We start from the raw sequence: 26,456 nt of genomic DNA, 5'->3' as shown, positions 1-26,456 counted from the left end.
TCGGTAAAGGCAGTTGATACGGGACGACGCCCCGGCCACCTGAGGTGGCCGGGGCGTCGCGTCCGGCGGGGGGTCCAGTTCCGCCGAGATCTTGCGAGGGGGTTTACGGGAAGGTCAGCGACCAGCCGTTGATGGTGCCCTTGTCGCCCGAGTAGACGTCCTGCACCTTGAGCTTCCACGTGCCGTTGGCGGCGACCGAGGAGGCGTTGACGGTGTAGGTGGCCTTGACGTTGTCCGCCGAGTCCGAGGAGCTGGAGTTCTTGAGCCGGTAGCTCGTGCCGTTCGGGGCGACGAGGTCCACCACGAGGTCACCGCGGTAGGTGTGCGTGATGTCCACCGCGACCGACAGGTTCGACGGCGCGTTGCCGCTGCGACCCGTCACCGCGAGCGAGGAGGTGACGGCCGAACCGGCGTCCGGTATCGCGACCTTGGTGGTGGAGGTGAACACCGTCCCGCCGCCGTTGCCCGGGTCCGTGCCGCCGCCGGAGCGGGCGCCGACGTTGATCGCCGCCCAGGCGTCCTGCACCGCCTTGTACTCGGCCGAGGTCGCCCCGTAGAGCGAGGAGGCCGCCGCGAGCGTGCCGGTCCTGGCGCCCGCGTAGTTGGTGGTGGAGGTGAACTGCGTGGTGAGCGCCTTGTACCAGATCTGGAGCGCCTTGTCCCGGCCGATGCCGGTGACCGGAAGCCCGTCGTACGTCGGCGAGTTATAGCTCACGCCGTTGACGGTCTTGGCGCCGCTGCCCTCCGAGAGGAGGTAGAAGAAGTGGTTCGCGGGGCCCGAGGAGTAGTGCACGTCCTTGTTGCCGAGCGTGGACGACCAGTTGTCGGCCGAGGCGCCGTCCTTGCTGGGCTTGTCCATGTAGCGCAGCGGGGTGCCGTCGCCGTTGATGTCGATCTTCTCGCCGATGAGGTAGTCACCGGGGTCGGTCGCGGTGTTGGAGTAGAACTCCACCCCCGTCCCGAAGATGTCGCTCGTCGCCTCGTTGAGACCGCCGGACTCGCCGCTGTAGTTGAGGCCCGCGGTCTCCGAGGTGACGCCGTGGCTCATCTCGTGGCCCGCGACGTCGAGCGCGGTGAGCGGCGCGGCGTTGCCCGCCCCGTCCCCGTACGTCATGCAGAAGCAGCTGTCGTCCCAGAACGCGTTGACGTACTGGTTGCCGTAGTGCACCCGCGAGTAGGCGGCCACGCCGTCACCGCGGATACCGCTGCGCCCGAAGGTGTTCTTGTAGAAGTCCCACGTCTCCTGCGCGCCGTAGGCCGCGTCGGCCGCCGCCGTCTCGGGAGTGGTGCCCTTCCCGTCGCCCCACACGTCGTCGGGACCGGAGACGAGCGTCCCGGTGCCCGAGGTCTTGTTGGCGAGGGTGTACGTCTTGTGGCCGCCGCGCGTCGCGTCCGTCAGGTTGTACGTCGAACCCGACTTCGTGGTGCTGATCGTCACTGTGCCGCTGTACTGCGTGTTGGCCGTGCCGTTCTCGATGCCCTGGTACTCGTACAGCTTCGCGCCCGTCGCGGCGTCCGTCACGACGTGCAGTTCGTTGGGCGTGCCGTCCTCCTGGAGCCCGCCGATCACGGTCTCGTACGCGAGTACGGGCTTGCCCTCGGCGAGCCACACGACCTTGCGCGGCGCCTGGTCGGTCGCCGGCTTCGCGGCGCCCTGCGCCTTCGCCGCGCCGAGCGCCTGCTTCTGCGCCGTCGCCGCGGGGACCTTCGCGGTGGTCTTCACGCCGCTGAGCTTCGCCTGCGAGGCCCGTACGACCTTGCCGGTCTCACCGGCCGGGTTCGTGGTGACGACCAGGTCGCCGCCGAGGACGGGCAGTCCGTCGTACGTGCGCTCGTAGCGCGTGTGCAGCGTGCCGTCCTGGTCCTTGATCACATCGCGGGCGACCAGCTTCTCCTGGGCGCCGAGGCTCAGTTCGCCCGCCGTCGCGGCGCTCTTCTTCTGTGCCTTGGCGATGAGTTCGGCGCGCTGTGCGGGGGACAGCTTCGCCGGCAGGGCTCCCGGCCTGGCCGCCGAGGCGGCTTTCCCGGTGGGGGAGGGCGCGGCGGTGGCCACGCCCGTCTGCATCGCGGCGGTCAGCAGCGCGGAGACCGCGAGCAGTGCGCCGCCGGTGGCGGCGGCGCGGCGGGAGGAGGTTCGTCTCAAGGAAGGGCTCCTTCAACGGGCCGCGCACAGGCGGCCGGTGGGGTGACGAAGGGCCCGCGGTGGGCGGTGGGGAAGGAGCGTGCCGACCGCTGGCCGAGGGAGACTGTGGCAGCCCCGGCCGCTGAATGTCAGGTGCGCATCACGAGGTTGGCGGATTCCGTTCGGCTCCCGGACGCGCGGGGTCGCTATGCGGACCCGTTCCCGGGGAAAGAATTGGAAAAGAAGCCGCTTGCCGTCCGGCCGGGAAAGCCCCGCTTCGTCCCCCGTCGACATGTGCCCGCAATGTCGCCGCCCGCTGAATCGTCCGGACCGCCCGTTTCCCTCCTCTTCCTCCCGGGACCCGCACCTTTGACGCGCATAGATCACCAGGTTTGAGCCCTGGATGGCCGGAAACTGCGGCGGCAGGCGTCCCCGCGCGGCCGAGGGCGGCGCGCGCCGCCCTCGCGTCTCCCCGGACCGGCGTACGCCCGCGTGGTCGGGCCCGCTTAACTCACTTACTGAGACGGGGCGTTGGGGCGAAGGCGGGGCGCCGTACACGGGGGCGGTGCGGCACGTGCGAGGGGGGTGCGGCGTGTGCGAAGGCGGCGCGGCGTGTGCGAAGGCGGCGCGGCGTGTGCGAAGGCGGCGCGGCGTGTGCGAAGGCGGCGCGGCACGGACCGGGCTCACGCCCTTGTCCGTGCCGCGCCGCCGTTCCTCCCGCGCGGGTCCCGCTCAGTCGTCGTAGTGCGTGGGCGGGTACGGGTCGCGCTCCTTGCGGGCCTCCAGCTGGTCCGGGCGCGCCTCGCCCCTGCGGACCTCGCGGTCGAGCTCCGTCTTCTCGTCGCGGTACTCGGGGCTCTCCGTCACCCGCCCGGGCGGATTCGTGTCCGTCGCCGGAGGTACGTCGGCGGGGTCGTACGCGTCGAGCCCGGCCCGCACCCGCTCCTCCTCCGCACGCGCGGCGAGCCGGTCGTCGTCGGGCCTGCGGGGCATCCCGCGACGGGGGCTGTTCTCCTCGGACTGGGAGCGGTGGTGCTTCGACATGCGGCCTCCTGGGTGGTGCGGGGCCCCGGCCTACGGGGCGCGCGACTGCGGTACCCGCACTCTCCAGCGTCCCATCGCGGCCATATCTGTCAAACGGTACGAAGGTGTCGAAGTGGTCCCGTGCGCCCCGGGCCGCCGGGATGTGTCTCGCCGGGATGCGTCCCCGGCCCACCCGGAGCAGCCTGGAGGCGGAGAGAGGCGGAGAGGAGAACGCGCATGCGCAGCTACCAAGGTCCCGCCCTGCTGCTCGGCGAGGGCACGGGGGTGAGCGCGGCCGGCATCGACGTGGTCGTGTCCCTCACGGTCCTGGAGCCCTCGGACGGCCCCGAGGGCCGCGGCGAACCCTGGACCGCGACCCTGGAGGCGGCGGCGGGCTCCCGCGCCCTCGCGGACCTGAGCGGCCTGGCCCTCCTCCTGCGCCTCCCGACCGGCGCCGAGGGGGAGATCCTGCTGGAGTGGGTCAGCGAGGACACGCGGGAATCGGGCCGGGCGACGGGGAACGGCGCGCCGCCGCTGTGAGGAGCGGGCCGCGGCTCGTCCAAACCGTCGTTCCCCTCCCGTGCCGACCTGGCACTCGCCGTTGGGCTCTGTGGTGAGGTGCACCCGCTTCCGCGAGCCGGGGCTCAACAAGCTGATCCCGCCGCACCCCAGTCGCCCCGCGTCCGCGCGCTGTTGCTCCGGCTGACCGCCGGGCCCTCGCCGTGCCCGGCGCGCGGAGGCGCCGTTCGCGCTGGTCGACCGCCCGCACGCCGGAGCATTTTGCAGACTCTGCATTTTTGCCTACTATGCAGGGCGTGACGAACGACCACGCGCCCGGCGGCGGGCTCCGGCAGCGGAAGAAGCGCGCGACCCGCGCCGCCCTCGCCGAGGCCGCCATCCGGCTCGCCGCGGAGCACGGGGCCGAGAACGTCACGGTCGAGGCGATCAGCGAGGCCGCCGGGGTCTCGCCCCGTACCTTCTTCAACTACTTCGCCAGCCATGACGACGCGTTCGTCGTCATCGACGAAGGCGTCTCGGAGCGCATTCACGAGGCGGTCCGCGCCGCCCCCGCCGAACTGTCACCGCTGGAGGCGGTCCGCTCCGCGTTCGTCGGCGAGCTGACGGGCTTCGAGGAACGGCAGGAACTGCTGAACCTCCAGTTCGAGGTCTTCCAGCGCTCCCCGCACCTCATCGTGCGCGGCCTCAACGCGTACTCCAGCGACGAGCGGGAACTCGCCCGCGCCGTCGCCACCTGGCTGGAGCGGACCTCGCCCGGCACCGCGCCGGCCCCGGCACCCACCCCGCCGAGCCCTCCCGAAGGCGCGGCGGACCCGGGGGAGTGGGCGGGCGCCGACATCCCCCTCTTCGCCCGGCTCCTCGCCGCCGTGGCCCACACGGCGGTACGCGTCACCTTCGAGCACTGGTGCGCGCGCCCCGCCGACACCGACCTCGCGGAGACCTTCGCCGAGGTCTTCACCCACCTCGCCGCCGGACTGCGGCGGCCCACCGACTGACGGGCGGACAGCCCCCACCGGGAAGCGGTGCCGGTCCGCCGCCCCGGGTGTCCTCGTCCCGTATCCCCGTACCGACCGCTCGACCCCGACCGTCCCGGGAGCCCGGCGACCCCGCCCGTTCCCTCCGGGGCCCGGACGCGGCACCGCCGCACGGGCTCCGCCCTGTCCCCCCACGTACCACCGTCTCCCTCTCAAGAAGGACAACGTGAGCACAGCCGAGGCGACCGCGCCGTCGCCGACCTCCATGACCAACCGCCAGATACTCCAGGCGATGTCGGGCCTGATGGCGGGTATGTTCGTCGCCATCCTCGCGGGCACCGTCGTCGCCAACGCCCTGCCCCGCATCATCGCCGACCTCGGCGCGAGCCAGTCCTCGTACACCTGGGTCGTCACCTCCGAACTCCTCGCGATGACCGCGACGGTGCCGCTGTGGGGCAAGCTGGCCGACCTCTTCAACCAGAAGCTCCTCCTCCAGCTCTCGCTCGGCCTCTTCGTCGTCGGCTCGCTCGTGGCCGGCTTCTCGCAGGACGTCGTCACGCTGATCATCAGCCGCGTCCTCCAGGGCATCGGCGGCGGCGGTCTCACCGCCCTCGCCCAGGTCGTCATGGCCGCGATCATCCCGCCGCGCCGCCTCGGCAAGTACGCGGGCATCTTCGGCGCCGTCTTCGCGGTCGGCACCGTCGCGGGCCCGCTCGTCGGCGGCGTCCTCGTGGACACCTCCTGGCTCGGCTGGCGCTGGTGCTTCTTCATCGGCGTGCCCTTCGCGCTCGCCGGGATCGTCCTGCTCCAGCGCACCCTGAAGCTGCCCACCATCCGCCGCGAGGTCCGCATCGACTGGCTCGGCGCCTTCCTCATCGTCGCGGGCGTCTGCGACCTGCTGATCTGGACCTCGCTCGCGGGCGACAAGTTCGACTGGGCCTCGACCGAGACCGCGCTCCTGGTCGGCCTCGGCGTCGTCCTGCTCGGGCTCGCCGTGTGGGTCGAGACCCGCGCGAAGGAACCGATCATCCCGCTCGGCATCTTCCGCAACCGCACCGTCACCCTCACCACCGTGGCGAGCTTCCTCGTCGGTATCGCGATGTTCGCGGGGACCGTCTTCCTCTCGCAGTACTTCCAGGTCTCGCTCGGCAAGTCGCCGACCGTCGCCGGGCTCATGAGCCTGCCGATGATCTTCGGCCTGCTCGTCTCCTCGACCGTCGCCGGGCAGATCATTTCCGCCACGGGCAAGTGGAAGATCTACCTGGTCGCGGGCGCGATCGTCATGACCGCCGGTCTCGGCATGCTCTCGACCATCGGTTCCGACACCCACTTCGGGCTGCTCAGCGTCTACATGGGCGTCATGGGCCTCGGCGTCGGCATGCTGATGCAGAACCTCGTGCTCGCCGCCCAGAACGACGTGGACGCGCACGAACTCGGCGCGGCCACCTCGGTGCTCTCCTTCTTCCGCTCCCTCGGCGGCACGATCGGCACGAGCGTCCTCGGAGCGGTCCTCGCCAACCGGGTCAGCACCGAGCTGAGCAAGGGCTTCAAGGACGCGGGCATCCCCGCGGCCGAGGGCGGCGGCAACTCCGTCCCCGACATGACGAAGCTCCCGCCGCAGGTCAAGGGCATCGTCGAGCACGCGTACGGCGTGGCGACCGGCGACCTCTTCCTCGTCGCGACGCCCTTCGCCTTCCTCGCGATCATCGCGGTCCTCTTCATCAAGGAGAAGCCGCTCAAGACCACGAGCGGCATGGAGCGCCTCGCCGCCGAGGGCGGCGCCGACCCCGTCGTCCCCGAGCAGGCCGCGGCTCCGCGCGACGCCGTCGCGCTCGGCAAGGAGACCTCCGACAGCGGCACGGCCCCGGGCACGCCCCGCGACTGAGCCGCACCGCCGACGCACGCCGCCCCGTCCCGCCCGCGCGGGACGGGGCGGTCGTGCGTACGGCGACGCGGAACAGGTCGCGTGCGCGGGCCGAGCGGGCGCGGGGCGGGATGGCCGCGTGTGTGTAAGGCGAGCGGGCGCGGGGCGGTCGGGCATGTACGGCGAGCGGGGCGCGGGGCGGGGCGGTCGCGCGGGTGCGGCGTACTAGCCTCGGCGGCATGGAGTACGACGAGCAACAGCGCGACATCATCCTCCGCATCATCAGCCTCCTCACCGCGTCGGCCGAGTGGATGCGGGCCGAGGAGGGCACGGAGGACGAGGAAGACGACCTCAGCAGGCTCGGACTCGTCGGCGACCTCGTCAAGGAGGTGCTGCCTGCCGTCGAGATCCCCGAGGGCACAGCGATCTCCGACCTCGGGGCGGTGATCGGGGAACAGATGAGCCATGCCCTGACGCGGCTGGCGGCGGGGTTCGTCTTCGCCTGGTCCGAACTGGCGGAAGTGCACGACGAGGGACGGGGGGACATCAGCTCGGCGGACGTCCTGAGGGAACTGGCGCTGGAGGTGGAGGCGCGCCGGGGCTGACGCACCGCCTCCTCCGGCGTCCGCGGCCGACATGCCGGCCCCTCCGGCGTACGAGGAGCGGAGCGCAGGGGACGGAGCCCCCGGCAGGGGCGCCCCCGCACGACCGTCAGCCCGCTCCCGCTCCCGCCCCGGAGGGGCTCGGCCTCCCGGCCGCCACCGGCGAAGCCATCCGGCCCTCCGCCAGGTCCTCCGCCAGCAACCGCTTCGTGATCGCGTCCAGAGCCGCCCGGACCTCCGCCTCGTCCGGCCGTTTCAGCGTCGCGCCGGTCGGCGCGCCCTCGCGCACCGGCTCCTCCATGCCCTCCAGCTGGTCGCGGAGCCACTCCGACCAGGCTCCCGTGATGAGGGCTGTCTCGCGTTCGCCCGCCGGGGTGTGCGAGAGGACGGAGCCGTGGCGTGTCACGTACCCCTCCTCCACCATCCGGTCGAAGACCGGGACGAGGACCTCCGGCGGCAGCCGGTGGCGGGAGGCGATGACGCCGACGCTCGCGAAACCCACGAGCCGCGTGAACAGGTAGATCTGCATGACCGCCCACGCCCCCGCGATGTCGAGCCGGGTGTCCGACGCGGCCACGAGCCGCCGCCCGGTGTCCTTGGGCGTCCTCAGCATGATCCGGGCCACCGCGAGTTCGAGCACCTCCTGCGAAGCCCGTACCGCCGGGGCCTGGAAGCCCTCGCCGAGATCCGTCGAACCGCTGCGCGCCGGGTCGTTGAGCTTCACCTGCTTCAGGAACAGCGCCACCAGGAAACCGAAGACCGCGACCGGCACCGTCCACAGGAACACCGTCTGGAGCGATTCCGCGTACGCGTGCACGATCGGCGCGCGCGCCGCCGCCGGGAGCCTGTGCACGCCGTCCGGACTCCCCGCGCCGCGCGCCACGACCGCCGGGTCGAGCCCCGCCGCGCGCGCTCCCTCGCCGACCCCCGTCCGCAGTCTCGGCGTCAGCGCGTTGGCGTAGATGGTCCCGAAGACAGCCGTGCCGAAGGAGCTGCCGAGGGTTCGGAAGAAGGTGACGCCCGAGGTCGCCGCGCCGAGGTCCGAGTAGTCCACGGTGTTCTGCACCGCGATCGTCAGGACCTGCATCGAGAGCCCGATGCCGACCCCGAGCACGAACATGTACAGGGACTCGCGCCACGCCCCCGAGTGGTTGTCCATGCGGGACAGGAGGAACAGCCCGACTCCCATCACGAGCGTCCCGACGATCGGGAAGATCCGGTAGTGACCGGTCTTGCTCACCACGTTGCCGCTGAAGATCGAGGCGATCAGCAGCCCGATCACCATGGGCAGCGTGCGGACGCCGGAGATCGTCGCGGAGTCCCCGTCCACGTACTGGAGGTAGGTGGGCAGGAACGTGAGCGCGCCGAGCATCGCGAAGCCCACCACGAAGCTCAGGATCGCGCACACGCCGAAGACCGGATTGCGGAAGAGCCGCATCGGCAGCATGGGCTGCCGCGCCCGCGTCTCGACGAGGCAGAAGAGCCCGAGACCGGCGACACCGGCCGCGAAGAGCCCGATGACGACGCCCGAGCCCCACGCGTACTGGTTCCCGCCCCAGCTCGTCGCCAGGATCAGCGCGCTCGCCCCGATCGCGACGAGCGCGATGCCGAGGTAGTCGATCACCGGCTTGACGCCCGAGCGCACGGAGGGGATCGTGCGCGCGGCGGCGATCACCACGACGATCGCGATCGGCACGTTGACGTAGAAGGCCCAGCGCCACGTCAGGTGGTCGGTGAAGACCCCGCCGAGCAGCGGACCGACGACCGTCGAGACCCCGAACACGGCCCCGATCGCGCCCTGGTACTTGCCGCGCTCGCGCAGCGGGATGACGTCCGCGATGAGCGCCATCGCCGTCACCATGAGCCCGCCCGCGCCGATTCCCTGGAGCGCGCGCCACATGATGAGCAGCAGCATGTCCGAGGCGAGCCCGCACAGGAATGAGCCCGTGATGAACACGATCGCCGAGACCTGGAAGACGACCTTGCGCCCGAAGAGGTCGCCGAACTTGCCCACGAGCACGGTCGAGACCGTCTCGGCGAGCAGGTACGAGGTGACCACCCACGACATGTGCTCGCCGCCGCCGAGGTCGGCCACGATCGTCGGGAGCGCGGTGCCCACGATCGTCTGGTCGAGCGCGGCGAGGAGGATGCCGAGCGTGATCGTCGCGAAGACGATGTTGCGGCGGCGTTTGTCGAGCACCGGCGGCTGCGGGGCTGCGGGGGCCTTCTCGGGAGCGGTCGTCACCCTGCCAGGCTCACACCGGCCCCCACGGGCCGCACGAGGTGCGCACCCGGAAGGCGGAAGGCGGGGCCGCAGGGCGGGGGCGGTCGCGCGGCGGACCTCGGAGCCCCGGGCACGCGGCGGATCTCGTGGCCCCGGCACGCGGCGCACCCCGGGGCTCCGGGCACACGGCGGGCGTGGGCGCGGCGCGCACCCCGGAGCCCCGGGGCGGTTCCTCCGGGTCAGGCTCCCGGCAGGACCACCGGCGCGCGCTCGGCGCCCGCGTCGCGGTGACGGCGCAGCAGATACGTGTCCATGATCCAGCCCTTGCGCGCCCGTGCCTCCTCGCGCAGCCGCACGAGCGGCGCCGACACCTCGGAGAGCGGCCCCGAGACAAGCAACTCGTCCGGGGTGCCGAGGTAGGCGCCCCAGTAGATGTCGAGGTCCTCGCGGGCGGCGTACGCGGCGAAGCGTGTGTGCGCGTCGAGCATCACGACGACGTCGTCGGCCTCCTCGGGGAAGCCCTCGGCGAGCCGCCGCCCGGTGGTGATCTGCACGGCGCCGCCGATCCGGTTGAGGACGGTACGGTGCCGCGCCGCGAGCGTCGCGGGAGCCGTGACCCCGGGCACGACGGTCGTCGCGAAGTCGATCCCGCCCGCCCGCACCTCGGCGAGCATCCCGAGCGTCGAGTCGTACAGCGCCGGATCGCCCCACACGAGCAGCGCCCCGACCCCGTCCTCGCCCAGCTCGGAACGGAAGAGGCGGCCGAAGAGCGCGGCCCGCGCGGCCCGCCACTCGTCCACGGCCCGCGTGTACCGCTCCCGCCCGGCCCCCCGGTCCCTGTCCCGCTCGGGATCGGGCACGCCCACCACGCGGTACGCGCCGGGGTCCGGCAGATGCGCGTCGAGCATCCCGTACCGCAGCGCCGTGAGGTCGGACTTCTCCTCGCCCTTGTCGAGCACGAAGAACACCTCGGTGTCCCGCATGGCCTCGACCGCCTCCAGCGTGAGCTGCCGCGGGTCCCCCGCTCCGATCCCGATGACGTGAATGGTTCGCACGGGAGGAGTCTGCCGCATGGGGGTGGGGCGAGCGGGGGGCGGGGTACGGGGGTGGAGGCGCGGTAGGGGCGGGGACGGCGGCGTCCGGGCGGGGACGGCGCGGTACCGGGCGGGGACGGCGCGGTACGGGTGCGGAGGCGGGGTACGGGCGGCGGCTCAGCCGCGCAGCCGTGGTGCCTCGGCCACCGGGTCCACGCCGTCCCCGTCCCGTACGGCGGCGTCCAGGCGATCCGCGAGCGCGTGCGCCCAGCCGACGAGCCCGGTCAGGTCGAGCCCGTACCCGCCCCGGCACCCCTCCAGCCCCGCCGCGCCGCGCAGCAGCAGCCGCGCCCCGCCCCGCCCGTTGCCGCGCGCGGCGTGCGTCAGCCCCACGGCGAGCTGCGCGAGCGCCCGCCACAGGGCCCGCTCGCTCTCGGGCCCGCTCTTCCAGGCGTCCTCGAAGACCTCGTGCGCGTGAAAGGGCCGCCCGGCGTCGAGCAGCGCCTGCGCCTCGCGCACGGTCTCCGCCCCCGCCCGCACCACCCCCTCGGGCTGCCGCGCCACCCCGCCGGTGTCCCCGTACCGAAGAGGCCGGCCCAGCCCGTCCCGCGGTCGCGCACTCCGCGCCCGCCCCTCCGCGTCCCGGTCCCGCTCACCCAAGGCCCCCACACTCCCTCCGTGTCACACGACCCCCGGACGTGCGGTAATGTACTTCTCGCACGGAGCGGGGAACACCTCGACCGGGCATCGGGACGTGGCGCAGCTTGGTAGCGCACTTGACTGGGGGTCAAGGGGTCGCAGGTTCAAATCCTGTCGTCCCGACTTTACGAAGTCGGCTTTTCAGGGCCGGTACCGGAGAATTCCGGTACCGGCCCTGAGGCGTTTCCGGGGACCGATGGGGGACCGGGGGCACTTGACCGGTGTTGCAGCGGGTCGTGGCGACGGGCTGTGGCCCTTGCCATGGCCGAGCTGCTGTCGAACGCCGAACGCCACCCCGCCGGGAGCTGGCGGCTCGTGACCAGGCACAGCACTCGCCTGCCGAGCATCGCCGTCCACGACCTGGGCCGCCCCCTCCCGCCGCCGCCCGGCAAGACGGCCTTCGACGGCACCGGGCAACTCGGTTCGCGCATGGAACGTCTCCCTCGTGGGGGCTCGCCCTCTCAGCGGTGGCACGCGGCGACCTGCTGCCCCCCCCCGCGCGGACCGGGCCGGGCTCTGAGCGTTCAGAGCTATCATCCCGGCGCATCGCCCGCCTGCTCCGCGCGCTCCGATGACGGGTTCGAGCCCGTCGCCGCGTCGAGGGGGCCCAGCACGTTGGCGAGGTACACGTTCTGGATTGTGACACCGGCCGCGTACCCGGCGACGCGGCCCGGCGCGGCCGATGAGAGGCCGGCCATCTCGATTGGGCAGCTCGGCTGAGTGGTGGTGGGGAGAGTCGAGCGGCTGGTGCCGGAGGCGCCGCCGCGGTCGCCGGGCGGTGCCGGTGGAGGCACGGCCCGTTGTCGCTCGCTGCGACTGGGTGGTGCGACGTCCTGGTCTGAGTGCGCGTACTCATGAGGGCGGTTGCCGTCGGGGCTGAGAGTGGGGGTCCGCCCCGAACACGAGGAGATGGCGATGACCGCCACCCGCCCCGTCCCTGTCCCGACGCCGAAGGCGAGTCCGTCTCGGCGTCGTCTGCCGGTCGCCCTTGCCGTCGCGGTGACCGCGGCGCTCGTCGCGTCGCGGTTCGGCGCTGCCGATCCGACGACCTGGGTGCTGGAGACGGTGTGGGTGATGGCTGGCCTGCCCCTGGCGATCCTGATGCGCCATCGCTTTCCGCTGAGTGACCTGTTGTGCGGGCTGCTGGCGGCGCACGCGCTGGTCCTCATGGTGGGCGGTCACTACACCTACGCGGAGGTGCCGGCGGGGGACTGGGTGCGTGACTGGCTCGGATGGGAGCGCAACCCGTACGACCGCCTCGGCCACTTCGTGCAGGGATTCGTCCCGGCCGTCCTGGTACGCGAACTCCTCGTCCGTACCTCCCCGTTGCGCGGCAGCCGCTGGCTGGCGCCGCTCACCGTCTGTGTCTGTCTGGCCTTCAGCGCCGTCTTCGAAATGCTGGAATGGCTCGCGGCGGTCACCGGAGGTGAGGCCGCGGACGCGTTCCTGGGCACACAGGGGGATGCCTGGGACACGCAGTGGGACATGTTCTGCGCCCTGATCGGGGCTGTCTGCGCCCTGCTGCTCCTGAGCCGCGTCCACGACCGCGCCCTCGTCCGCCTGGGCGTTGACAGGCCGGCCGCCGCCTCCTGAGGGAGGCCGCTGAGTGGCAGGACACACCCGTGATCGCCATAGCAACCGCCGTCGCGCGGATCATCGTGATCCTGCGGCATCGCAAGCGGACCTACGTCGACAGCGAGGTCCACCACAACACCCTGGGCCTACATGGCTGCCTGCCTGATTGCTTGCGCAGCAGGGTGGCTCGTCATCGGGCGACCCGCTATCGGATGGGGAGACCTGTTCCTCACCATCATGTTCGGGGTACTGCTCGGCTCGGAGAGTGCAAAGGCGGTCGACGAACTCCCCACCCACCGCTGGGCAGCCTGGACAGCGGCTTGCGTCTCCGGCATCGGCTCGGCCACCTGGCTCTCCCAGAGCCCCTGGTCCTTCACCTGGCCCGGGGAAGGATTTCCGCTACCACTCCCGCACCGACCCCCAGATGGAATGAGCGTGTGTCACGCACGACGGCCAGTGACGACGGCCTCGTAAACGAGGGCCTGGGGCCATCAAGGCCCTGAGCCCTTTCGCGGATGTCGGGGTGTGGGTAGCGCTGGGTGGTGGTGAGGGAGCCGTGGCCGGGTGATGCGGCGCAGGATGTGGGCGGGGGTGCCGGCGTCGGCGATGTGCTGGAAGCGGGGCCCGGTGTCGGTGGCTTCGCATCCTCGTAGGACCACACGGAGGGTCGCCGCGTGCGCGGGGAGGCCGACGGGGCGAGCGGATGGAGGGTCGCCGTCCGGTCAGATCCCCTCTCACGCGCATGCGAATGGATCGCGCCTGCGCCCGCCCCCCGAGCCCCGGTCGCTGTTCTCCCCCCGTGGGACAGCGGCCGGGGCCGGCGCGTGCCTGCCTGGCACTCCGAGGGTGGAGCGCGTGAGGCGTCTACCGGGAGTTCGGTGGGTGGATGTTCGTGGCGTCCGCCCTCCAGGTGTCAGCCCCAGTACACGCGGAACTGCTTGGAGTCACCCGTCCAGCCCGGCGTGCACGCGGCCTCACCGCCGATGACCTGGAGGTAGCAGCCCTTGTTCTCGTTGTAGAAGTTGGTGTACGAGCCGTTGAGCGAGTCGACCTTCCAGTCCTGTCCCCACGTACTGCTCGCACCGCAACCGGCTGTGAAGACCCCGCCGTAGCTGTCCGCGCTCATGCAGAGGCTGACGAGCCCGCCGGCGGTCATGACGAAGTTGGACTTGGTGTTGGCCCATCGCTGGGTGTTGCTGCTTCCGCAGGGAGCCTCGTAGATCTGGGCGGCGTGGCCGGGGCTGTCCACCGTCCCGGCCAGACACAGGCCGGTCGCCTTGTTCTGGATCTGGAAACCGGTGACGGCCTGGGCCTGTCCGGCGGTCGCGGCCAGGCCCGCGAGGCTCAGTGCCGATGCCCAAATGGCGGTGCGTGCGATGCGGTTCATCCCTGTCTCCCCTGATCTGCGCGCCGCTCACGATCGGCGGCGCCGAGGAGAATGCTTCCAAGCAAAGGATCACCGGAGTTGACACGGAGTCGCCTCGCATTAGCATCGCGTCTACGAATTGTGCCCCTTGCACGGAAGCCGCCGCGGACGAGGTCCGCGAAAGGGGCGGATGGGGGAAGCCTGCCGTCGGGCAGCCGGATCAGCGGGGATGCCATGCAGGCCGGGACGACTGGTAGCGAGTCCTTCGAGCAGTGGCGCGAGACGATGCGGCACACCCGCGCGGCCGAGCTGACCAGCGACCACGCCGACACCTTCACGGCGGTCGTACACCAGACCCAGGTGGGGCCGGTCTCCGTCCTCAAGACCTCGTTCCCCTCGATCCAGGTCAGGCGCACCCAGCGGATGATCCGTCGCTGCGACCAGGAGCTCTACCACTTGACGCTCCTCACCTCCGGAAGCGGCCTGGTGGAGACCGGCGGTGCACCACAGCCACTGACCGCGGGGAACCTGCACCTGGTAGCGAGTCCGCAACCGTACGATGCCCGTTTCCGCGGCGAGCCCGGCGCGAGCGGCGAGCGCGCCCACGTCGACGGCGTCGGTGTCGACCTGCCCATGTCGATGCTGCCGCTTCCCGCCCGTCGCGTCCGTCCTTTGCTCGGCCGGGCGCTTCCCGCCGACCGGGGCGCGGGAGTACTGCTCGCCACGTTCCTGACCGGCCTGGCCGCTCAGGCGGCCCTGCTGCGGCCCGGTGAAGCGGCACGCCTGAGCACCGCCACGGTCGACCTCCTGTCGGCATGGCTGGCCGGCGAACTCGACATCGAAGGCTCGCTGCCCCCGCAGACGCGGCAGGCGGTCATGCTCCACCGCGTCAAGTCGTTCATCCACCAGAACCTGCACCACCCCGACCTGACGCCGTCCGTGGTTGCCGCCGCCCACCATGTCTCCCTCAGCTACCTCCACCGGGAGTTCACCCGGGACAGCCAGGGCGAGACGCTGGCCGCCTTCATCCGCCGACAGCGCCTGGCCAAGGCGTACCGTGATCTCGCCGACCCCGCCTTGCACGACCTGCCCGTACACGTAGTGGCCGCCCGCTGCGGAATACCCCAGGCATCCGTCTTCACGCGCGCGTTCAAGGCGACTCACGGCATGACTCCCAGCGACCATCGACGCCGAGCCAGGACCGTGGTGCCTCCCGGGAGCGAGCAGGCTAAGGCTGATGAGTAGCTCGCTGTCCACCGGGGTGGTGCCCGCCGTCCCGGACGGCGATGGAGACCGTGACGGGCTCGTCCACCTGCTGACCATGCGAGGCAGCGCGGGGACATCGGCCCCGGACGCCGGTACGGCCGGTTCGGCTGGAGTATGCGCGGCAGTGGCCCGCCCGTCGTCGGCCGGTCGGGCCACTGTCCAGGCGTGGGCGCGCTTCCCCGGCGTCACCCACGCCCGCGTCGCTCAAGGCCGGCTCGGTGGGAGCGGCCACTGCCGCTTCGCGGGAACGAAGGTGCCCGCACCCGCGCCGAGTCCCGCTTCCGGCGCACCCAAAAGATCAGGACCGAGGCCACGGCCGGCCCCGGCCCGCCGCTCGCTCGTCGTGTCAGTCTCCTCGACCGGGGAGCGTGAGCGAGGAGGGCCGGCTGTGGGCGTACTCAGCCGAGCCGTCGTGATGCGGCGGCGATCAGCAGGGTGACGTGCTCGCGCCGGTCGTCGGCCCTGCGGGCGATGACGATCCGGCTCGGCCCCGCGTCGGGAACGGGGATGCACACGAGGCCCGGCGCCACGGGCGTGACGAGTGAGCGAGGCAGTACCGCGACGACGCGGCCGATCCTCACCAGAGCGGTGAGTTCGCTGGCATTGGCGATCTCCGGGCCGCTCCCGCCGCCGGGGACCCCCGCCCACCGCGGGAAGACCTCGTCGCGGAGGTCGCCCAGGGAGATGCTGTCGCGTCCGGCGAGCCGGTGGTTTTCGGGGAGGACGGCCACGCGGTCCTCGACGTGGAGGGTCTCGCCGGTCAGTCCGCCGAGGTCGTCGAACGGGGTGTAGAGCAGGCCCGCGTCGGCGCGCCCGTCGAGAAGATGATCGGTGCGGTCAGTGGCGCCACTGAAGAGGATGTCGACCCGCCGGGCACCGGGCTGCTCCGCGTACGCGGCGAGGATTCCGGAGAGCAGGTTCGCGTCCCCTCCGGGTTTGATCACGAATCTGAGCGGTGCGTCGTCGGCGGCGCGTTGGGTGTTCCGCACGGCGACTGTCATCGCGTTCAGCGCATGTCGGCCGTGCTCCAGCAGGGCCGTTCCGGCGGGCGTCAGTACGACGCTGCGGCTGGTGCGGTCGAAGAGCGTGACGCCCAGCCGGGACTCGATGCGTTTGACGGTCTTCGACAGGGCTGGCTGCGCGACGGCGAGCCTGTCCGCGGCGCGGCCGAAGTGCAGCTCCTCGGCGACGGTGACGAAGTACCGCAGCTCCCTTACCTCCAACAGATCCATTCCTGCAGGTTATCGAACCTTCGTAGAAGAGATCTTGGACGTGGCCGGGTAACCGGTGTTCCTATGGGGTCATGATGCAGCACACCATGTTCGTCCAGTTCACCGAACCGATTCCCGACGCCGACCTGAACCAGTATCTCGCGGACCTCGAAAAGGCCGCGAAGGGCACCGGCGTGCTCCAGACGTTCGCCGCACAGCGTCACATCCCGGTCCCCGGAGAGGAGCGGATTCCGGCGTTCATCGCGACCGCCGTCGTCCAGCTCGGCGCCGCCGATCTGGAGGCGCTCGGGGCCCTGTTCGCCGCGCCGGAGGTCGGCGAGGTCTTCAGCACGTGGCGCGCCCGCTACCCGTTCAAGGCGGCGTGGGCGAACCACGAGGTGCTGGCGTGAGCGACTTCACCGACAGGGTCGGCCTGGTCACCGGGGCGGGCAGCGGGATCGGGCGGGCGATCGCCTCCGGTCTCGCCCGCCGCCGGGCGGCGGTGGCGGTCCTCGACCTGGACGAGGCGGCGGCGTACGGGACAGCCGAGGAGATCACCGAGGCAGGCGGGCGGGCGATCGCCGCCCGGGTCGACATCGCCGACGAGGACTCCGTCCGGTGGGCGATCGGCCGTACGGTCGCCGAGTTCGGGCAGCTGGATGTGGCGGTCAACAACGCGGGCGTCCCGTCGAGCGGCCAGCAGCTGACCGGGATGCGGGCGCAGGAGTGGGACCGCGTGCTGCGGATCAACCTGACCGGCACGTTCTTCTGCCTCAAGCACGAGATTCCCGCACTGCGCCGGGCCGGGGGCGGAGCGATCGTCAACATCGCCTCCGGCGGCGGCCTGCACGCCATCCCGCTGTCCCCGGCATACGTGGCCGGCAAGCACGGCGTCGTCGGACTGACGAAGGCTGCCGCCGTCGACTACGCCGTTGACGGCATCCGGGTCAACGCGGTCGCCCCCGGGATGACCCGCACCGCGCATCTGGACCGGGCCACCGAGGGCACCGGCATGATCGCCCGGCACCAGGAACTGACCCCGCTCGACCGACTCGCCACCCCGGACGAAATCGCCGATGCCGCCGTCTGGCTGTGCTCGGACGAAGCCTCCTACATCACCGGAACCACCCTGTCGGTCGACGGCGGACGCCGCACATGACCGCACGAAGACGCCCACACGCTGCGCGCCGTCCGAGGCCGAGGACGAGAGGAGTGAGGCCGCGGACGGCCACCCGTCACCGCCCGCCTTTTCAGGGGCGGCATGGGCTGGGCGCTCCGAGGGCAGTTGCGTAGGCGGGTGGGGGTGGCGTGGCCTACCGCGTGGTGCCCGCGAGAACCCTCACCACGGCTGCGCCGTCGGTGAGGCGCCGGGTGCCGGGGGCGTGAGCGGCGCCGGTGTCGTGCCCGAGAGGCAGACGACGGAGTTCGACGGCGAGCGCGGCGGGCAGTCGCTGCGAGCGCTCGGTCGCCTCTCGGCCAGGAGGACGAAGGGGCGCCCGGGGTCACGAGGGCGGTTCCCGGCAGTCGGTCATGACGGGGTCGACGGTGCCGGCGCGACGGGCTTTCGCGCAGAGCCGGCCCGATGCTCGTCATCCACGCGGTCACGACCTCCGGTCGTGGGTGGTCGCCGCGGCCCGGAGCGGCGGCCACGACGGTCGGGAGCAGAGCGCGGCGCGCCCCATACGGCAGGGCGCACGTCGTGACCTATCGCGTGCGGACATCGAGGGCCCCATAGCTGGGCGTCTGGCGGGCGGCGACATCCTCCAGACGGCACCCGCGACCGGCGGCCCCCACGAACCGCTCCGAAGTCCAGGCTCCCTGGTGGTGGATGACGAGCCCGCCGTCGGGGACCGTCTTCGACGGGAGCACCGCCGGGATCGCGATGTCCGGCCCCCAGTCGGTGACATCGCGGCCCGTGCGGGGCTACAGCTCCATGGTCTTCCACCGCCACGGCAAGTACCGGTCGCCCGCTGCTATCCCGGGCCTTGAGGATGTTGGGCCGCCCTGCGCGTCGGCCGGGAGCCGCCTCGGCACGCTCAGCCCACCTGGGGTCCGCGCGTGATACGCGAGAGCACGGGGTTGACGCGGAAGATCCGGCCCCGGATGCCTGACATCCCCCAGGCGCCGAGCCGAGCGGTGTGCTTGTCGAGGTAGGTCCGTGCGTCCTTCTCGGTGCGGAAGACGTAGACGCCGCCTGCCTCCTGGGTTTCCGGGCTCTCCGTCCACAGCTTCCGGACGAAGCCGGGCTCGCGCGTGATGGTGTGTGCCAGTTCTTCGTACGCCGCGGCCGTCTCAGCGCCGAAAGGGCCCTCGGAGGGAAAGTCGACCTGGACGAGCCAGGAGGTCTCGTCGGACGGGGAGGTCGGGGGAAGGGGGTCATACACGTCTCACCACTTCGTTGATCAGGACGAGGAGGGCGGCACCGTGGCCGAAGCCGACGAAAGGGGCACGGACGGACTCGGGCGACGACTGTCCGCGCTGCGCGCCCGCGCCGGTCTCACGATCTCGGCCCTCGCCGCGGCGGCGGGCGTGAGCCAGGGACTCGTGAGCCAGATCGAACGGGGGGCCGGCAATCCCTCATACACGACCCTGATCAAGCTCGCCGACGCGCTGCGGGTGCCCGTGGGGGCCTTCTTCGACGGCAGCGAGATTGCCTGGGAGCCCGCAGCGGTCGTGCGGGCGGGGGGCCGCCGACGGCTTTCACTGAGCGACGAGGGGCTGGTCTACGAGCTGCTCACCCTCTCTCCTGCACGGCCGCCTCGGCATGATGCGCGCCGAGATCCCGCCGGGGTACAGCAACGCCCTCGCGCCGCACCGGCACGAGGGCGAGGAGGTGATGCTGCTCCTGGAGGGAGCCCCGCACGTCACCGTCGGCGGCAAGGAATCCGTCCTGGAGGCCGGCGACGCGATCACCTACGACGCCTCGGTGCCGCACCGTTTCCACAACAAGGGAACCCGGCCTGCCGTCATCGTCGGGGCCATGACCCCGGCCTCCTTCTGACGAGGCCCGGAGGGCCGGTGATCGCCGACGGTCAGGAGCTGGTCGCCGTCAGGCTGTGGGCAAAGCCACCGCGATCCCGTCGTCACCGCCGGCCGGTTCGGCCTCCCATGCCCACCCACCCCACCAAGGAAGACGATGACCGGGCCGAAGCGCTCCGGAACCTCTTGTCGCGGGCTGAGGCGACACCGAGCGCTTGCGCTCGGGCAGCTCGTACGAGGGCTGGCCCACGGCACCGGCACCGCCCAGCCGGCCTGGCAGGTCCGCTCGTCAGGCTGCGGGCGGCCGTACCTCGACTGATATCGAGGAGCCCACCGAGGAGGCGCGGTAAGGGGCCCGGAGTGCCTGAGCCGGCGGATGCCCTCGCCGTCAGTGCCGCCCGCGTGCGCTGTCGGAGGCGCCGCCGAAGAGTCGGGCGACGGCACGGAAGGGGAGGGTGACGACGGTGGCGACGGCGCTACCGATCGAGCGCAGTACGTCCGCGATGGCCTTGAACATGGTGTCTCCTCATGGGGGTGGTGGGAGCGGCTGTACGGGACGGGCCTGTCGGCCGCTTGCGGCGGTTCAGGAGCCGACCAGGGCCTTGCCGACGGCGCCGAGGAAGTCGTCGAGGTCGTCGGGTGTGCGGGAGGTGACCAGGGTGTAGCCGCCCTCGCTGTCGCTGACGACGGACTTGTCGACCCAGGACGCCGCTCCCGCGTTGAGGATGTCGGTGCGCAGCGACGGGTAGGAGGTCAGGGTCTTGCCCCGGACGAGGTCGGCCTCCACGAGGGCCCAGGGGCCGTGGCAGATGGCGGCGATCGGGCGACCCGAGGACGCGAACGCCTTGACCAGGGCGAGCGCCTTGTCGTCCAGGCGCAGCTGGTCGGCGTTGAGGGTGCCGCCGGGCAGCAGCAGGAGCTGGTGGTCGCCGGGGTCGACGACATCGAAGGTGGCGTCGGGCTCCACCACCTCGCCCGGGTCCTTGTCGCCCACCAGGGTCTGTACGGGCTCCGCCTCGGCGGCGGCCACGGTCACGTCCGCGCCGTCCTCCCGCAGCCGCTTGAGCGGCACCAGGAGTTCGTCCTGCTCGACTCCGTAATTGGTCACGAGGGCCAGTACGCGATGTCCGTTCAGGGGCCGGTCAGCCATGATGCGCCTTCCTTCCGACGAGGTGGTGCCCCAGCAATGTCGCCCGGACCGAGCGGCCTGGCCTTGGGGGCTCTCCTCCCGGTTGCTCGCTACGGCGCGGGTCACACTCCCGTTGCACCTCCAGTGCACGCCGTCCGGCCGCCCGCCGCGACCGGGAGCCGCCCGAGCCCCGGCCCGGCCACCCGCCCAGATGCGGCACGGGCCAGGAGGGCTCACCATGGCGACTGGCCCTGAGCGCCGTCGGCACTCGGAGCGCGTGAGCGCGGATCGGACACCTGGACAACTGGACAAGGGGTGTGACCGAGACGCGCGCCAGAGGGACCCTCGCCACTCCGCGCGATCGCTGACAGGCGGCAGGCCGCCCCCCCGGCGTACGCGACGAGCCGACCGCCAGGGCGCGCAGCGGGATGAGGCGAACCGAGCCGCAGCGTGGACGAAGCCGCGCGGCGACGGTACGGGCCGCGCGCGGGGCGGCGGCGATCGCTTCCGCCCTCGTCCTCGCGCGCCGCCCACCCCGGGGCTTGTCAGGCTGCGGGCCGCTGCCCGGCAGGTGTGGCCGCTTCGCGGAGGAGTGGGCGCCGAAGGCCGGAAGGTGTCCCAGCCGCGTACGGGCGTCGGGAGCGGTCCCGGCGTGAGGGCGGAGAAAACCACCCACGCCCTCCTCCTCACCGAACTCCGCGATGCGGACGCTTTGGACTCCTCCCGGGCGGCGATCGACGCTCCCGCATCCTGGCCTTGGAAGGATGGTCGATCGACCGGGAAATCCTTCGTCCCGGCAACCGCTTGCTCCTCCACGTGCGTCTGGACGTGCATCAGGCGCGCATGTGAGAAGGCACGCCGTACCGAGCACGAAGGAAGTCAGCATCTCGTGAAGACCACCCGCGCCCTCGTCGCCCTGACCGCCGTGGCAGCCGCCGGCCTCGCCACCGCCACGCCCGCCCTCGCCGCCTCCGCGAAGGCCGCGCCGACCCGTTGTCACACCGCCGACCTGAAGGCCGGTTTCGCCACCGGTGGGGACGCGGCACCCGAGATGGACAAGGTCAACAGCCAGACGCAGGCGTTCATCTGGTTCACCAACAAGAGCACGCGCGCGTGCACCCTCTACGGCTTCCCGGGCGTGGACATGGTCGGCGCGCAGAAGACCGACGGCACGTGGTCGCTGGTCCGCTCCTCGCGGAAGCCCACGAAGATCACGCTCGGCAAGGGCGACACCACCGACTTCAGCGTGAACCTCCTCCCGGTGGCCAAGTCGACCGCCGCGAAGGAGAAGTTCGTCCCGGCGAAGTTCCTCGTGACGCCGCCCGACGAGACCACCCACTTCACCCTCAAGTGGCCCTTCGGCGGCCAGATCCTCAAGCAGGACGGAGCCACCCACCCGGGCACCTTCCTCAACCCGGTCGGGTTCTGAGCCGGAAGGCAACCTGAACCCCCGCAGCCGACGGGCCGCGCGCGAAGTGCCACGTCTCACGCCGCCGCGCGCGTGTCCGCCGGTCGACGGCGCGGTTCCGCGCGGCGGAGAGCGGGCGGTACGTACGAGACGTCGAGCGGGCCGACCCCGGTGCCGGGCGGGACGACTGCGCGGATGCGGTCGAGGACCTCGCCGTCCGGCGTGAGCCCGGCGCCTGCCAGGAGGCCGTCGAGCTGGTCGAGCGTGCGCGGCCCGATGACGGCGGCGGTGACGTCGGGTGGGCGTGTGCTGTACGTGACGTGAGCGGCGTCGGCCGTACGTGACGCCGCGTGCGGCCGGGGGAGGGGCGCCGCCCCCGGCCGCACGGGCGACGCGTCAGCCCTCGTACGGCGCGGTGACGTCCAGGACCCACGTGACGCCGAAGCGGTCCGTGAGCATTCCGTACAGCGGCGCCCACGGCGCGGGGCCCAGCTCGCGCACGAGCGTCGAGCCCGCGGCGAGCCCGGCCCACAGGGCGCTGATCTCCTCGGTGTCCGCGCCGCGCACGGAGACGAAGAACGGGTTCTCGCCCCGGTCGAACGGGAGGGCCGAGGGCACGTCGTACGCCATGACGTGGAAGCCGTTCTCGCCCGTCACCTGCCCCCACATCACCCAGTCGGCCTCCTTCTCCTCGCCGACAGCGCCCGCGTCCCGGTACGTGACCGCGACGAGGTGGCCGCCGAAGACCGACCGGTAGTAGTCGAGCGCGGCGCGCGCCTCGCCCCGGAAGTTCAGGTGCGTGGTGGTCGTGACGGACATGATCCGCTCCTTGCCTCGGTGGTGCGCCGCTCGTGCGAACGGCTCGGGGACCACCTTGGCGGGGGTACAGGACAGGGTGTGTCCTGTACTGCGGGGAGGATGGGCGCCATGCAGAAAACCTCCTCCCGGCTGCTGGCGCTCCTTTCCCTCCTCCAGGCGCACCGCGACTGGTCGGGCGACGCCCTCGCGCAACGTCTCGACGTCACCTCACGCACCGTGCGCCGGGACGTGGACCGGCTGCGCGAGCTGGGCTACCGCATCGCCACCGTCAAAGGACCGGCCGGCGGCTACCGCCTGGAGGCGGGTGCGCAGATGCCGCCCATGCTCTTCGACGACGGGCAGGTGGTCGCCCTCGCCGTCGCCCTGCGCACGGCAGCCGCCGACGCCTCGGTCGCCGAGGACGCCGCCCGCGCCCTGACCACGCTCCGCCAGGTCATGCCGCCCCGCCTGCGCCGGAGCGTCGACCTGCTCCGCGTCACCGCCGTCGAGCCGCCCACCGCCCGCGACTCCCCGCCGGCCGACCCGAGGGTCCTCCTGGAGCTGAGCCGCGTCATCCAGGCGCGGGAGGAACTGCGCTTCGACTACGTGCCGCTGCCGGTACCCACGGCCGGAAGGGGCCCCGGGGCCGCCACCGCCGGGGAGGCCGCACCGGCCGCCGGGGGCGCTCCGGGGACAGTGGCCGACGAGGCGTCACCGGTCGGCGCGCCCGCCCCGGCCGATGCCGACGAGGCGTCACCGGTCGGCGCGCCCGCCCCGGCCGATGCCGACGAGGCGTCACCGGTCGGCGAGCTTGCCCCGGCCGAGGGGGCCGTACCCGTCCCCGCCGGGGAGACCGGACCCCGGGAGCCCACACCTCCGGCCCCCGCCGGTCCCCGCCTCGACCCGGAACCGCCCCGCCGTGTGCGGCCCCACCACCTCGTCACCCGCCGACACCGCTGGTACCTCGTGGCCTGGGACCTCGACCGCGCCGACTGGCGGGTCTTCCGCGTCGCCCGCATCCGCCCCCGTACCCCCACCGGGCCCCGCTTCACCCCGCGCGAACTCCCCGGCGGCAGCACCGCCGCGTTCATCACCAGCCGGTTCCGGGGGAACGACGGGAGCACCGCGGACTGGCCCTGCCACGGCGAGGTCGTCCTGCGTCTCCCGGCCGCCGAGGTCGCCCCGTTCGCCGGGGACGGGATCGTGGAGGAGCTGGGCCCGGACCGCTGCCGGCTCGCCCTCGGGTCCTGGTCCTGGGCCGGGCTGGCCGCCGCCTTCGCCCGCTTCGACGCCGAGATGGAGGTCATCGGCCCGCCGCGCCTCGCCGCCGCCTTCGCCACACTCGCGGCGCGCGCCTCCCGTGCCGCGCACACCACGGAACCGGAGCCGGAACAGGACGGATGAGCGGCGCCGGGCCGACCGGTCACCCCGCGTGCGAGGTACGGCCGACGGACGGCACCCAGGGACGGGGTTCGCCGCCGTTCCGCACCACGTCCCTCCCTCATCCGGACGACGGCGACGGCGACGGCGACGGGCGACGGGCGACGGACGAGGGACGACGGACGACCAAGATCCAAAAACCCGGCGCGGCGCGGAACCGTTTCCCGGGACACGGCGTCCTCCGCGACGCATGCCTCCCGCACCCTGTCGTCGGTGGCAGGGCGCATATTCGGACGGAGAGAAGGATCTTGCACGAACGGAAGTCCAAGCGGTGGCTCACCCAGGCCGTCGCCGCCGGCGCCGTCGCGGCGGGAACGCTCGCGTTCCTGCCCGCTCCGGCCCAGGCACAGGGCGCACCCCCTCACGACGGGGGCCTCCAGGCCGACTTCGCGGCGGCGGCGGCCTCGTACGGCGTGCCCACGTCCGTACTGATGGCCGTCACGCACGAGGAGTCGGGCTGGCGGTGGCACAAGGGGTACAGCGAGAGCGGCGGTTACGGGCTCGCGGACCTCACCGACGTGACGGCGGACATGCTCGTCGACGGTGACGCGGGGGCCGGGGGACGCGCGGACCTCGCCGCCATGGTCGACAAGCCCGAGCTGCACACGTTGCGGAAGGCCGCGAAGCTCACCGGCATCCCGGCCGCCAGGCTCCGGACGGACCGCCGCGCGAACCTCGACGGCGCGGCGGCGCTGCTGGCCTCGTACCAGAAGTCCCTGAGGGCCGAGGCGTCGAAGGACCCGGCCGACTGGACGGGCGCCGTGGCCGAGTACAGCGGCCTGAAGGACGAGAAGGCCGCGCGCGGCTACGTTGACAACGTTTTCCGGACCATCAGGTCCGGGGCGAGCCTGCGGCAGGCCGACGGCAACACCGTGCGGCTCGCGGCGGACCCGTCCGCGCGTCCGGCCGTCGGGCGGCCGGCCGGGCTCAAGCTCCGCACGACGGCGGCGGCTCCGGACGCGGAGTGCCCGGCCTCGCTGAGCTGCGCGTTCGACCCGGTGCCGATCGCCGCCAACGGCCAGGTCTCCGACCGGCCCGCGAACGGTATCGCGATCGACCGCATCGTCCTGCACACGGCCGAGGGCTCCTTCGCGAGCGCCAAGCAGTCGCTCTCCGCGCCGGGCGCGGTCTCGGGCGCGCACTACCTGATGGACACCGACGGCACGACCACCCAGCTGATGGCGAACAAGGACCTCGCCTTCGCCGTCGGGAACTACCACTACAACCTGCACTCGGTCTCGATCGAGCAGGCGGGCTTCACCGCGCGCGGCGCCGACTGGTACACGGACGCCGTCTACCAGCGGACCGCCGAGCTGGTGAAGTACCTGGCGGAGCGGTACGACGTGCCGCTCGACCGCCAGCACGTCCTCGGCCACGACAACGTGCCGGGCTCCCTCGACTCCAACCTCGCGGCGCAGCACTGGGACAAGGGCACGGCCTGGGACTGGAACCGCTTCATGCGGCTCCTCGGCGCCCCGACCGACGCGGGTACGCGCGGCGTCGGCAAGGCCGGCTCCGTGGTGACGATCGCGCCGCAGTTCGGCACGAGCGCGGAGCAGACGTACACGGTGTGCCCGGCGGACGACCCCTCGGGCGCCACTCCGGCGTGCGCGAAGGTGCCGCAGCCCTCCAACTCCCTCTTCGTGCGCACCGCTCCGGCCGCCGACGCGCCGCTCTTCCTCGACCCGGTCGTCCACCCCGGTGACCAGGCGGGCACGGACGCGATCAGCGACTGGAGCGACCGCGTCCAGGCCGGCCAGCAGTTCGTGGTCGCGGGCCGCGAGGGCGACTGGACGGCGATCTGGTACGGCGGCCAGAAAGGCTGGATCCACAACCCGGGCGGCAGGAACACGATCCCGGCCAAGGGCGTGAAGGTCATCAAGGCCCGTGGCACCACGGCCGCTCCGGTCTACGGTCAGGCGTACCCGGAGGCGTCCGAGTACCCGGCGGGCCTCTCCCCGTCGACGCAGAAGCCGCTCACGGCGGCGAACTACGGCATTCCGGTCGGCCAGGCGTACGTGGCCGACCAGCCGCCGACCCCGGCCGACGACTACTTCACGTCGGGCGGCGAGGTGGTCACGGGCAGCCGCACGTACTACCAGGTCCAGTTCAACCACCGCACCATCTACGTCAATTCGGCGGACGTCACGGCGACTCCGGCCTGCTGACGCGTCGCGCTCCCCAGCGGGAGTACGAGGAAGCGCCCGGAGCACAAGGCTCCGG

The 26,456-nt window shown here is 72.3% G+C and carries 25 protein-coding genes, 1 tRNA gene and 1 pseudogene; 14 read left to right on the top strand and 13 right to left on the bottom strand.

What is annotated here, in order from left to right; genetic code table 11:
• Positions 1–103: 103 nt before the first annotated feature.
• Together STTU_RS02865 and STTU_RS02860 are read right to left on the bottom strand one after the other, a co-directional pair.
• Positions 104–2,143, bottom strand: a complete 2,040-nt coding sequence (locus STTU_RS02865; protein WP_007819656.1) for a M4 family metallopeptidase — start codon at positions 2,141–2,143, stop codon at positions 104–106.
• A 711-nt stretch (positions 2,144–2,854) separates the two neighbouring features.
• Positions 2,855–3,166 carry a hypothetical protein gene (locus STTU_RS02860; RefSeq protein ID WP_007819654.1) on the bottom strand — a complete coding sequence of 104 codons (312 nt, stop codon included), beginning with the start codon at positions 3,164–3,166 and terminating at the stop codon, positions 2,855–2,857.
• Between the two features lie 216 nt (positions 3,167–3,382).
• Here STTU_RS02860 and STTU_RS02855 point away from each other — a divergent pair, with 216 nt between their 5' ends.
• The 4 genes from STTU_RS02855 to STTU_RS02840 all read left to right on the top strand — a co-directional run bounded on the left by STTU_RS02855 (position 3,383) and on the right by STTU_RS02840 (position 7,107).
• Entirely contained in the window at positions 3,383–3,685 is a 303-nt protein-coding gene (locus tag STTU_RS02855) for a hypothetical protein (RefSeq protein WP_007819652.1), read from the top strand.
• Positions 3,686–3,951: 266 nt separating this feature from the next.
• Entirely contained in the window at positions 3,952–4,659 is a 708-nt protein-coding gene (locus STTU_RS02850; protein WP_007819651.1) for a TetR/AcrR family transcriptional regulator, read from the top strand.
• A 244-nt stretch (positions 4,660–4,903) separates the two neighbouring features.
• Positions 4,904–6,523 carry an MDR family MFS transporter gene (locus tag STTU_RS02845; RefSeq protein WP_086021169.1) on the top strand — a complete coding sequence of 540 codons (1,620 nt, stop codon included), beginning with the start codon at positions 4,904–4,906 and terminating at the stop codon, positions 6,521–6,523.
• 218 nt (positions 6,524–6,741) lie between these two features.
• On the top strand, positions 6,742–7,107 hold the full coding sequence (locus STTU_RS02840) for a hypothetical protein (protein ID WP_007819647.1): 366 nt from the start codon (positions 6,742–6,744) through the stop codon (positions 7,105–7,107).
• 106 nt (positions 7,108–7,213) lie between these two features.
• Here STTU_RS02840 and STTU_RS02835 read toward each other — a convergent pair whose 3' ends face one another.
• The 3 genes from STTU_RS02835 to STTU_RS02825 form a co-directional block, all read right to left on the bottom strand.
• Entirely contained in the window at positions 7,214–9,349 is a 2,136-nt protein-coding gene (locus STTU_RS02835) for an MDR family MFS transporter (RefSeq protein WP_007819646.1), read from the bottom strand.
• 218 nt (positions 9,350–9,567) lie between these two features.
• Complete coding sequence (gene cobF, locus STTU_RS02830; RefSeq protein ID WP_007819644.1) at positions 9,568–10,383, bottom strand: precorrin-6A synthase (deacetylating); 816 nt, start codon at positions 10,381–10,383, stop codon at positions 9,568–9,570.
• A 156-nt stretch (positions 10,384–10,539) separates the two neighbouring features.
• Complete coding sequence (locus STTU_RS02825; protein ID WP_234019122.1) at positions 10,540–11,031, bottom strand: DUF309 domain-containing protein; 492 nt, start codon at positions 11,029–11,031, stop codon at positions 10,540–10,542.
• Positions 11,032–11,110: 79 nt separating this feature from the next.
• Between STTU_RS02825 and STTU_RS02820 the strand changes: the two genes are divergently transcribed.
• Positions 11,111–11,184 (top strand) — tRNA-Pro (locus tag STTU_RS02820).
• A gap of 410 nt (positions 11,185–11,594) precedes the next feature.
• Here the strand turns inward: STTU_RS02820 and STTU_RS34825 are convergent.
• Positions 11,595–11,759, bottom strand: a complete 165-nt coding sequence (locus STTU_RS34825) for a hypothetical protein (RefSeq protein ID WP_007819638.1) — start codon at positions 11,757–11,759, stop codon at positions 11,595–11,597.
• Between the two features lie 217 nt (positions 11,760–11,976).
• On the opposite strand from STTU_RS34825, the gene STTU_RS02815 reads away from it, so the two are divergent.
• Positions 11,977–12,654 (top strand): DUF2238 domain-containing protein, encoded by a 678-nt coding sequence (locus tag STTU_RS02815; protein ID WP_043257010.1) that lies wholly within the window; start codon positions 11,977–11,979, stop codon positions 12,652–12,654.
• A gap of 895 nt (positions 12,655–13,549) precedes the next feature.
• Here STTU_RS02815 and STTU_RS02805 read toward each other — a convergent pair.
• Positions 13,550–14,023 carry a ricin-type beta-trefoil lectin domain protein gene (locus STTU_RS02805; protein ID WP_007819631.1) on the bottom strand — a complete coding sequence of 158 codons (474 nt, stop codon included), beginning with the start codon at positions 14,021–14,023 and terminating at the stop codon, positions 13,550–13,552.
• Positions 14,024–14,236: 213 nt separating this feature from the next.
• On the opposite strand from STTU_RS02805, the gene STTU_RS02800 reads away from it, so the two are divergent.
• The gene (locus STTU_RS02800) at positions 14,237–15,247 is read left to right on the top strand and encodes an AraC family transcriptional regulator (RefSeq protein ID WP_007819629.1); all 1,011 of its coding nucleotides are present in this window, start codon (positions 14,237–14,239) and stop codon (positions 15,245–15,247) included.
• Between the two features lie 419 nt (positions 15,248–15,666).
• Here STTU_RS02800 and STTU_RS02795 read toward each other — a convergent pair whose 3' ends face one another.
• Positions 15,667–16,500: a LysR family transcriptional regulator gene (locus STTU_RS02795; RefSeq protein WP_007819628.1), complete on the bottom strand. Its 834-nt coding sequence runs from the start codon at positions 16,498–16,500 to the stop codon at positions 15,667–15,669.
• Positions 16,501–16,571: 71 nt separating this feature from the next.
• Here STTU_RS02795 and STTU_RS02790 point away from each other — a divergent pair, with 71 nt between their 5' ends.
• Positions 16,572–16,889, top strand: a complete 318-nt coding sequence (locus STTU_RS02790; protein WP_007819625.1) for a hypothetical protein — start codon at positions 16,572–16,574, stop codon at positions 16,887–16,889.
• Positions 16,886–17,638 (top strand): SDR family NAD(P)-dependent oxidoreductase, encoded by a 753-nt coding sequence (locus tag STTU_RS02785; protein ID WP_043253903.1) that lies wholly within the window; start codon positions 16,886–16,888, stop codon positions 17,636–17,638. The genes STTU_RS02790 and STTU_RS02785 overlap by 4 nt, the downstream gene beginning before the upstream one ends.
• 877 nt (positions 17,639–18,515) lie before the next feature.
• Here the strand turns inward: STTU_RS02785 and STTU_RS02775 are convergent.
• Positions 18,516–18,863: a monooxygenase gene (locus STTU_RS02775; RefSeq protein ID WP_043253901.1), complete on the bottom strand. Its 348-nt coding sequence runs from the start codon at positions 18,861–18,863 to the stop codon at positions 18,516–18,518.
• Positions 18,864–18,903: 40 nt separating this feature from the next.
• Here STTU_RS02775 and STTU_RS35170 point away from each other — a divergent pair.
• Together STTU_RS35170 and STTU_RS35165 are read left to right on the top strand one after the other, a co-directional pair.
• A pseudogene (locus STTU_RS35170) lies at positions 18,904–19,044 on the top strand (helix-turn-helix domain-containing protein); the annotation flags it as partial.
• A gap of 199 nt (positions 19,045–19,243) precedes the next feature.
• Positions 19,244–19,480 carry a cupin domain-containing protein gene (locus STTU_RS35165; RefSeq protein WP_007819618.1) on the top strand — a complete coding sequence of 79 codons (237 nt, stop codon included), beginning with the start codon at positions 19,244–19,246 and terminating at the stop codon, positions 19,478–19,480.
• Between the two features lie 366 nt (positions 19,481–19,846).
• Here STTU_RS35165 and STTU_RS35825 read toward each other — a convergent pair whose 3' ends face one another.
• Both STTU_RS35825 and STTU_RS02765 read right to left on the bottom strand, forming a co-directional pair.
• Entirely contained in the window at positions 19,847–19,975 is a 129-nt protein-coding gene (locus STTU_RS35825; RefSeq protein WP_252120220.1) for an LPFR motif small protein, read from the bottom strand.
• A 66-nt stretch (positions 19,976–20,041) separates the two neighbouring features.
• Complete coding sequence (locus STTU_RS02765) at positions 20,042–20,608, bottom strand: type 1 glutamine amidotransferase domain-containing protein (protein WP_007819614.1); 567 nt, start codon at positions 20,606–20,608, stop codon at positions 20,042–20,044.
• Positions 20,609–21,476: 868 nt separating this feature from the next.
• Between STTU_RS02765 and STTU_RS02760 the strand changes: the two genes are divergently transcribed.
• Positions 21,477–22,016 carry a DUF4232 domain-containing protein gene (locus STTU_RS02760; RefSeq protein ID WP_007819610.1) on the top strand — a complete coding sequence of 180 codons (540 nt, stop codon included), beginning with the start codon at positions 21,477–21,479 and terminating at the stop codon, positions 22,014–22,016.
• Between the two features lie 56 nt (positions 22,017–22,072).
• On the opposite strand, the gene STTU_RS02755 is transcribed toward STTU_RS02760, so the two are convergent.
• Together STTU_RS02755 and STTU_RS02750 are read right to left on the bottom strand one after the other, a co-directional pair.
• Positions 22,073–22,381, bottom strand: coding sequence for a hypothetical protein (locus tag STTU_RS02755; RefSeq protein WP_007819606.1), 309 nt, complete (start codon positions 22,379–22,381; stop codon positions 22,073–22,075).
• Between the two features lie 10 nt (positions 22,382–22,391).
• Positions 22,392–22,814: a VOC family protein gene (locus STTU_RS02750; RefSeq protein ID WP_043253899.1), complete on the bottom strand. Its 423-nt coding sequence runs from the start codon at positions 22,812–22,814 to the stop codon at positions 22,392–22,394.
• Between the two features lie 108 nt (positions 22,815–22,922).
• Between STTU_RS02750 and STTU_RS02745 the strand changes: the two genes are divergently transcribed.
• Both STTU_RS02745 and STTU_RS02740 read left to right on the top strand, forming a co-directional pair.
• Entirely contained in the window at positions 22,923–24,197 is a 1,275-nt protein-coding gene (locus tag STTU_RS02745) for a helix-turn-helix transcriptional regulator (protein WP_007819603.1), read from the top strand.
• Between the two features lie 284 nt (positions 24,198–24,481).
• Positions 24,482–26,401, top strand: a complete 1,920-nt coding sequence (locus tag STTU_RS02740) for an N-acetylmuramoyl-L-alanine amidase (RefSeq protein ID WP_007819601.1) — start codon at positions 24,482–24,484, stop codon at positions 26,399–26,401.
• Positions 26,402–26,456 lie beyond the last annotated feature (55 nt).

Source organism: Streptomyces sp. Tu6071, assembly GCF_000213055.1.
Classification (GTDB): Bacteria; Actinomycetota; Actinomycetes; order Streptomycetales; family Streptomycetaceae; genus Streptomyces; species Streptomyces evansiae.
Note: the sequence above shows the minus strand (reverse complement) of the source record. Positions and strands in the feature narration are given on the sequence as shown.

Coding starts and splice junctions, on each gene's coding strand:
- STTU_RS02860 (WP_007819654.1), bottom strand. CDS start 3,166: ATGTCGAAGCACCACCGCTCCCAGTCCGAGGAGAACAGCCCCCGTCGC.
- STTU_RS02855 (WP_007819652.1), top strand. CDS start 3,383: ATGCGCAGCTACCAAGGTCCCGCCCTGCTGCTCGGCGAGGGCACGGGG.
- STTU_RS02850 (WP_007819651.1), top strand. CDS start 3,952: ATGCAGGGCGTGACGAACGACCACGCGCCCGGCGGCGGGCTCCGGCAG.
- STTU_RS02845 (WP_086021169.1), top strand. CDS start 4,904: ATGACCAACCGCCAGATACTCCAGGCGATGTCGGGCCTGATGGCGGGT.
- STTU_RS02840 (WP_007819647.1), top strand. CDS start 6,742: ATGGAGTACGACGAGCAACAGCGCGACATCATCCTCCGCATCATCAGC.
- STTU_RS34825 (WP_007819638.1), bottom strand. CDS start 11,759: ATGGCCGGCCTCTCATCGGCCGCGCCGGGCCGCGTCGCCGGGTACGCG.
- STTU_RS02815 (WP_043257010.1), top strand. CDS start 11,977: ATGACCGCCACCCGCCCCGTCCCTGTCCCGACGCCGAAGGCGAGTCCG.
- STTU_RS02805 (WP_007819631.1), bottom strand. CDS start 14,023: ATGAACCGCATCGCACGCACCGCCATTTGGGCATCGGCACTGAGCCTC.
- STTU_RS02800 (WP_007819629.1), top strand. CDS start 14,237: ATGCAGGCCGGGACGACTGGTAGCGAGTCCTTCGAGCAGTGGCGCGAG.
- STTU_RS02795 (WP_007819628.1), bottom strand. CDS start 16,500: ATGGATCTGTTGGAGGTAAGGGAGCTGCGGTACTTCGTCACCGTCGCC.
- STTU_RS02790 (WP_007819625.1), top strand. CDS start 16,572: ATGATGCAGCACACCATGTTCGTCCAGTTCACCGAACCGATTCCCGAC.
- STTU_RS35165 (WP_007819618.1), top strand. CDS start 19,244: ATGATGCGCGCCGAGATCCCGCCGGGGTACAGCAACGCCCTCGCGCCG.
- STTU_RS35825 (WP_252120220.1), bottom strand. CDS start 19,975: ATGTTCAAGGCCATCGCGGACGTACTGCGCTCGATCGGTAGCGCCGTC.
- STTU_RS02765 (WP_007819614.1), bottom strand. CDS start 20,608: ATGGCTGACCGGCCCCTGAACGGACATCGCGTACTGGCCCTCGTGACC.
- STTU_RS02750 (WP_043253899.1), bottom strand. CDS start 22,814: ATGTCCGTCACGACCACCACGCACCTGAACTTCCGGGGCGAGGCGCGC.
- STTU_RS02745 (WP_007819603.1), top strand. CDS start 22,923: ATGCAGAAAACCTCCTCCCGGCTGCTGGCGCTCCTTTCCCTCCTCCAG.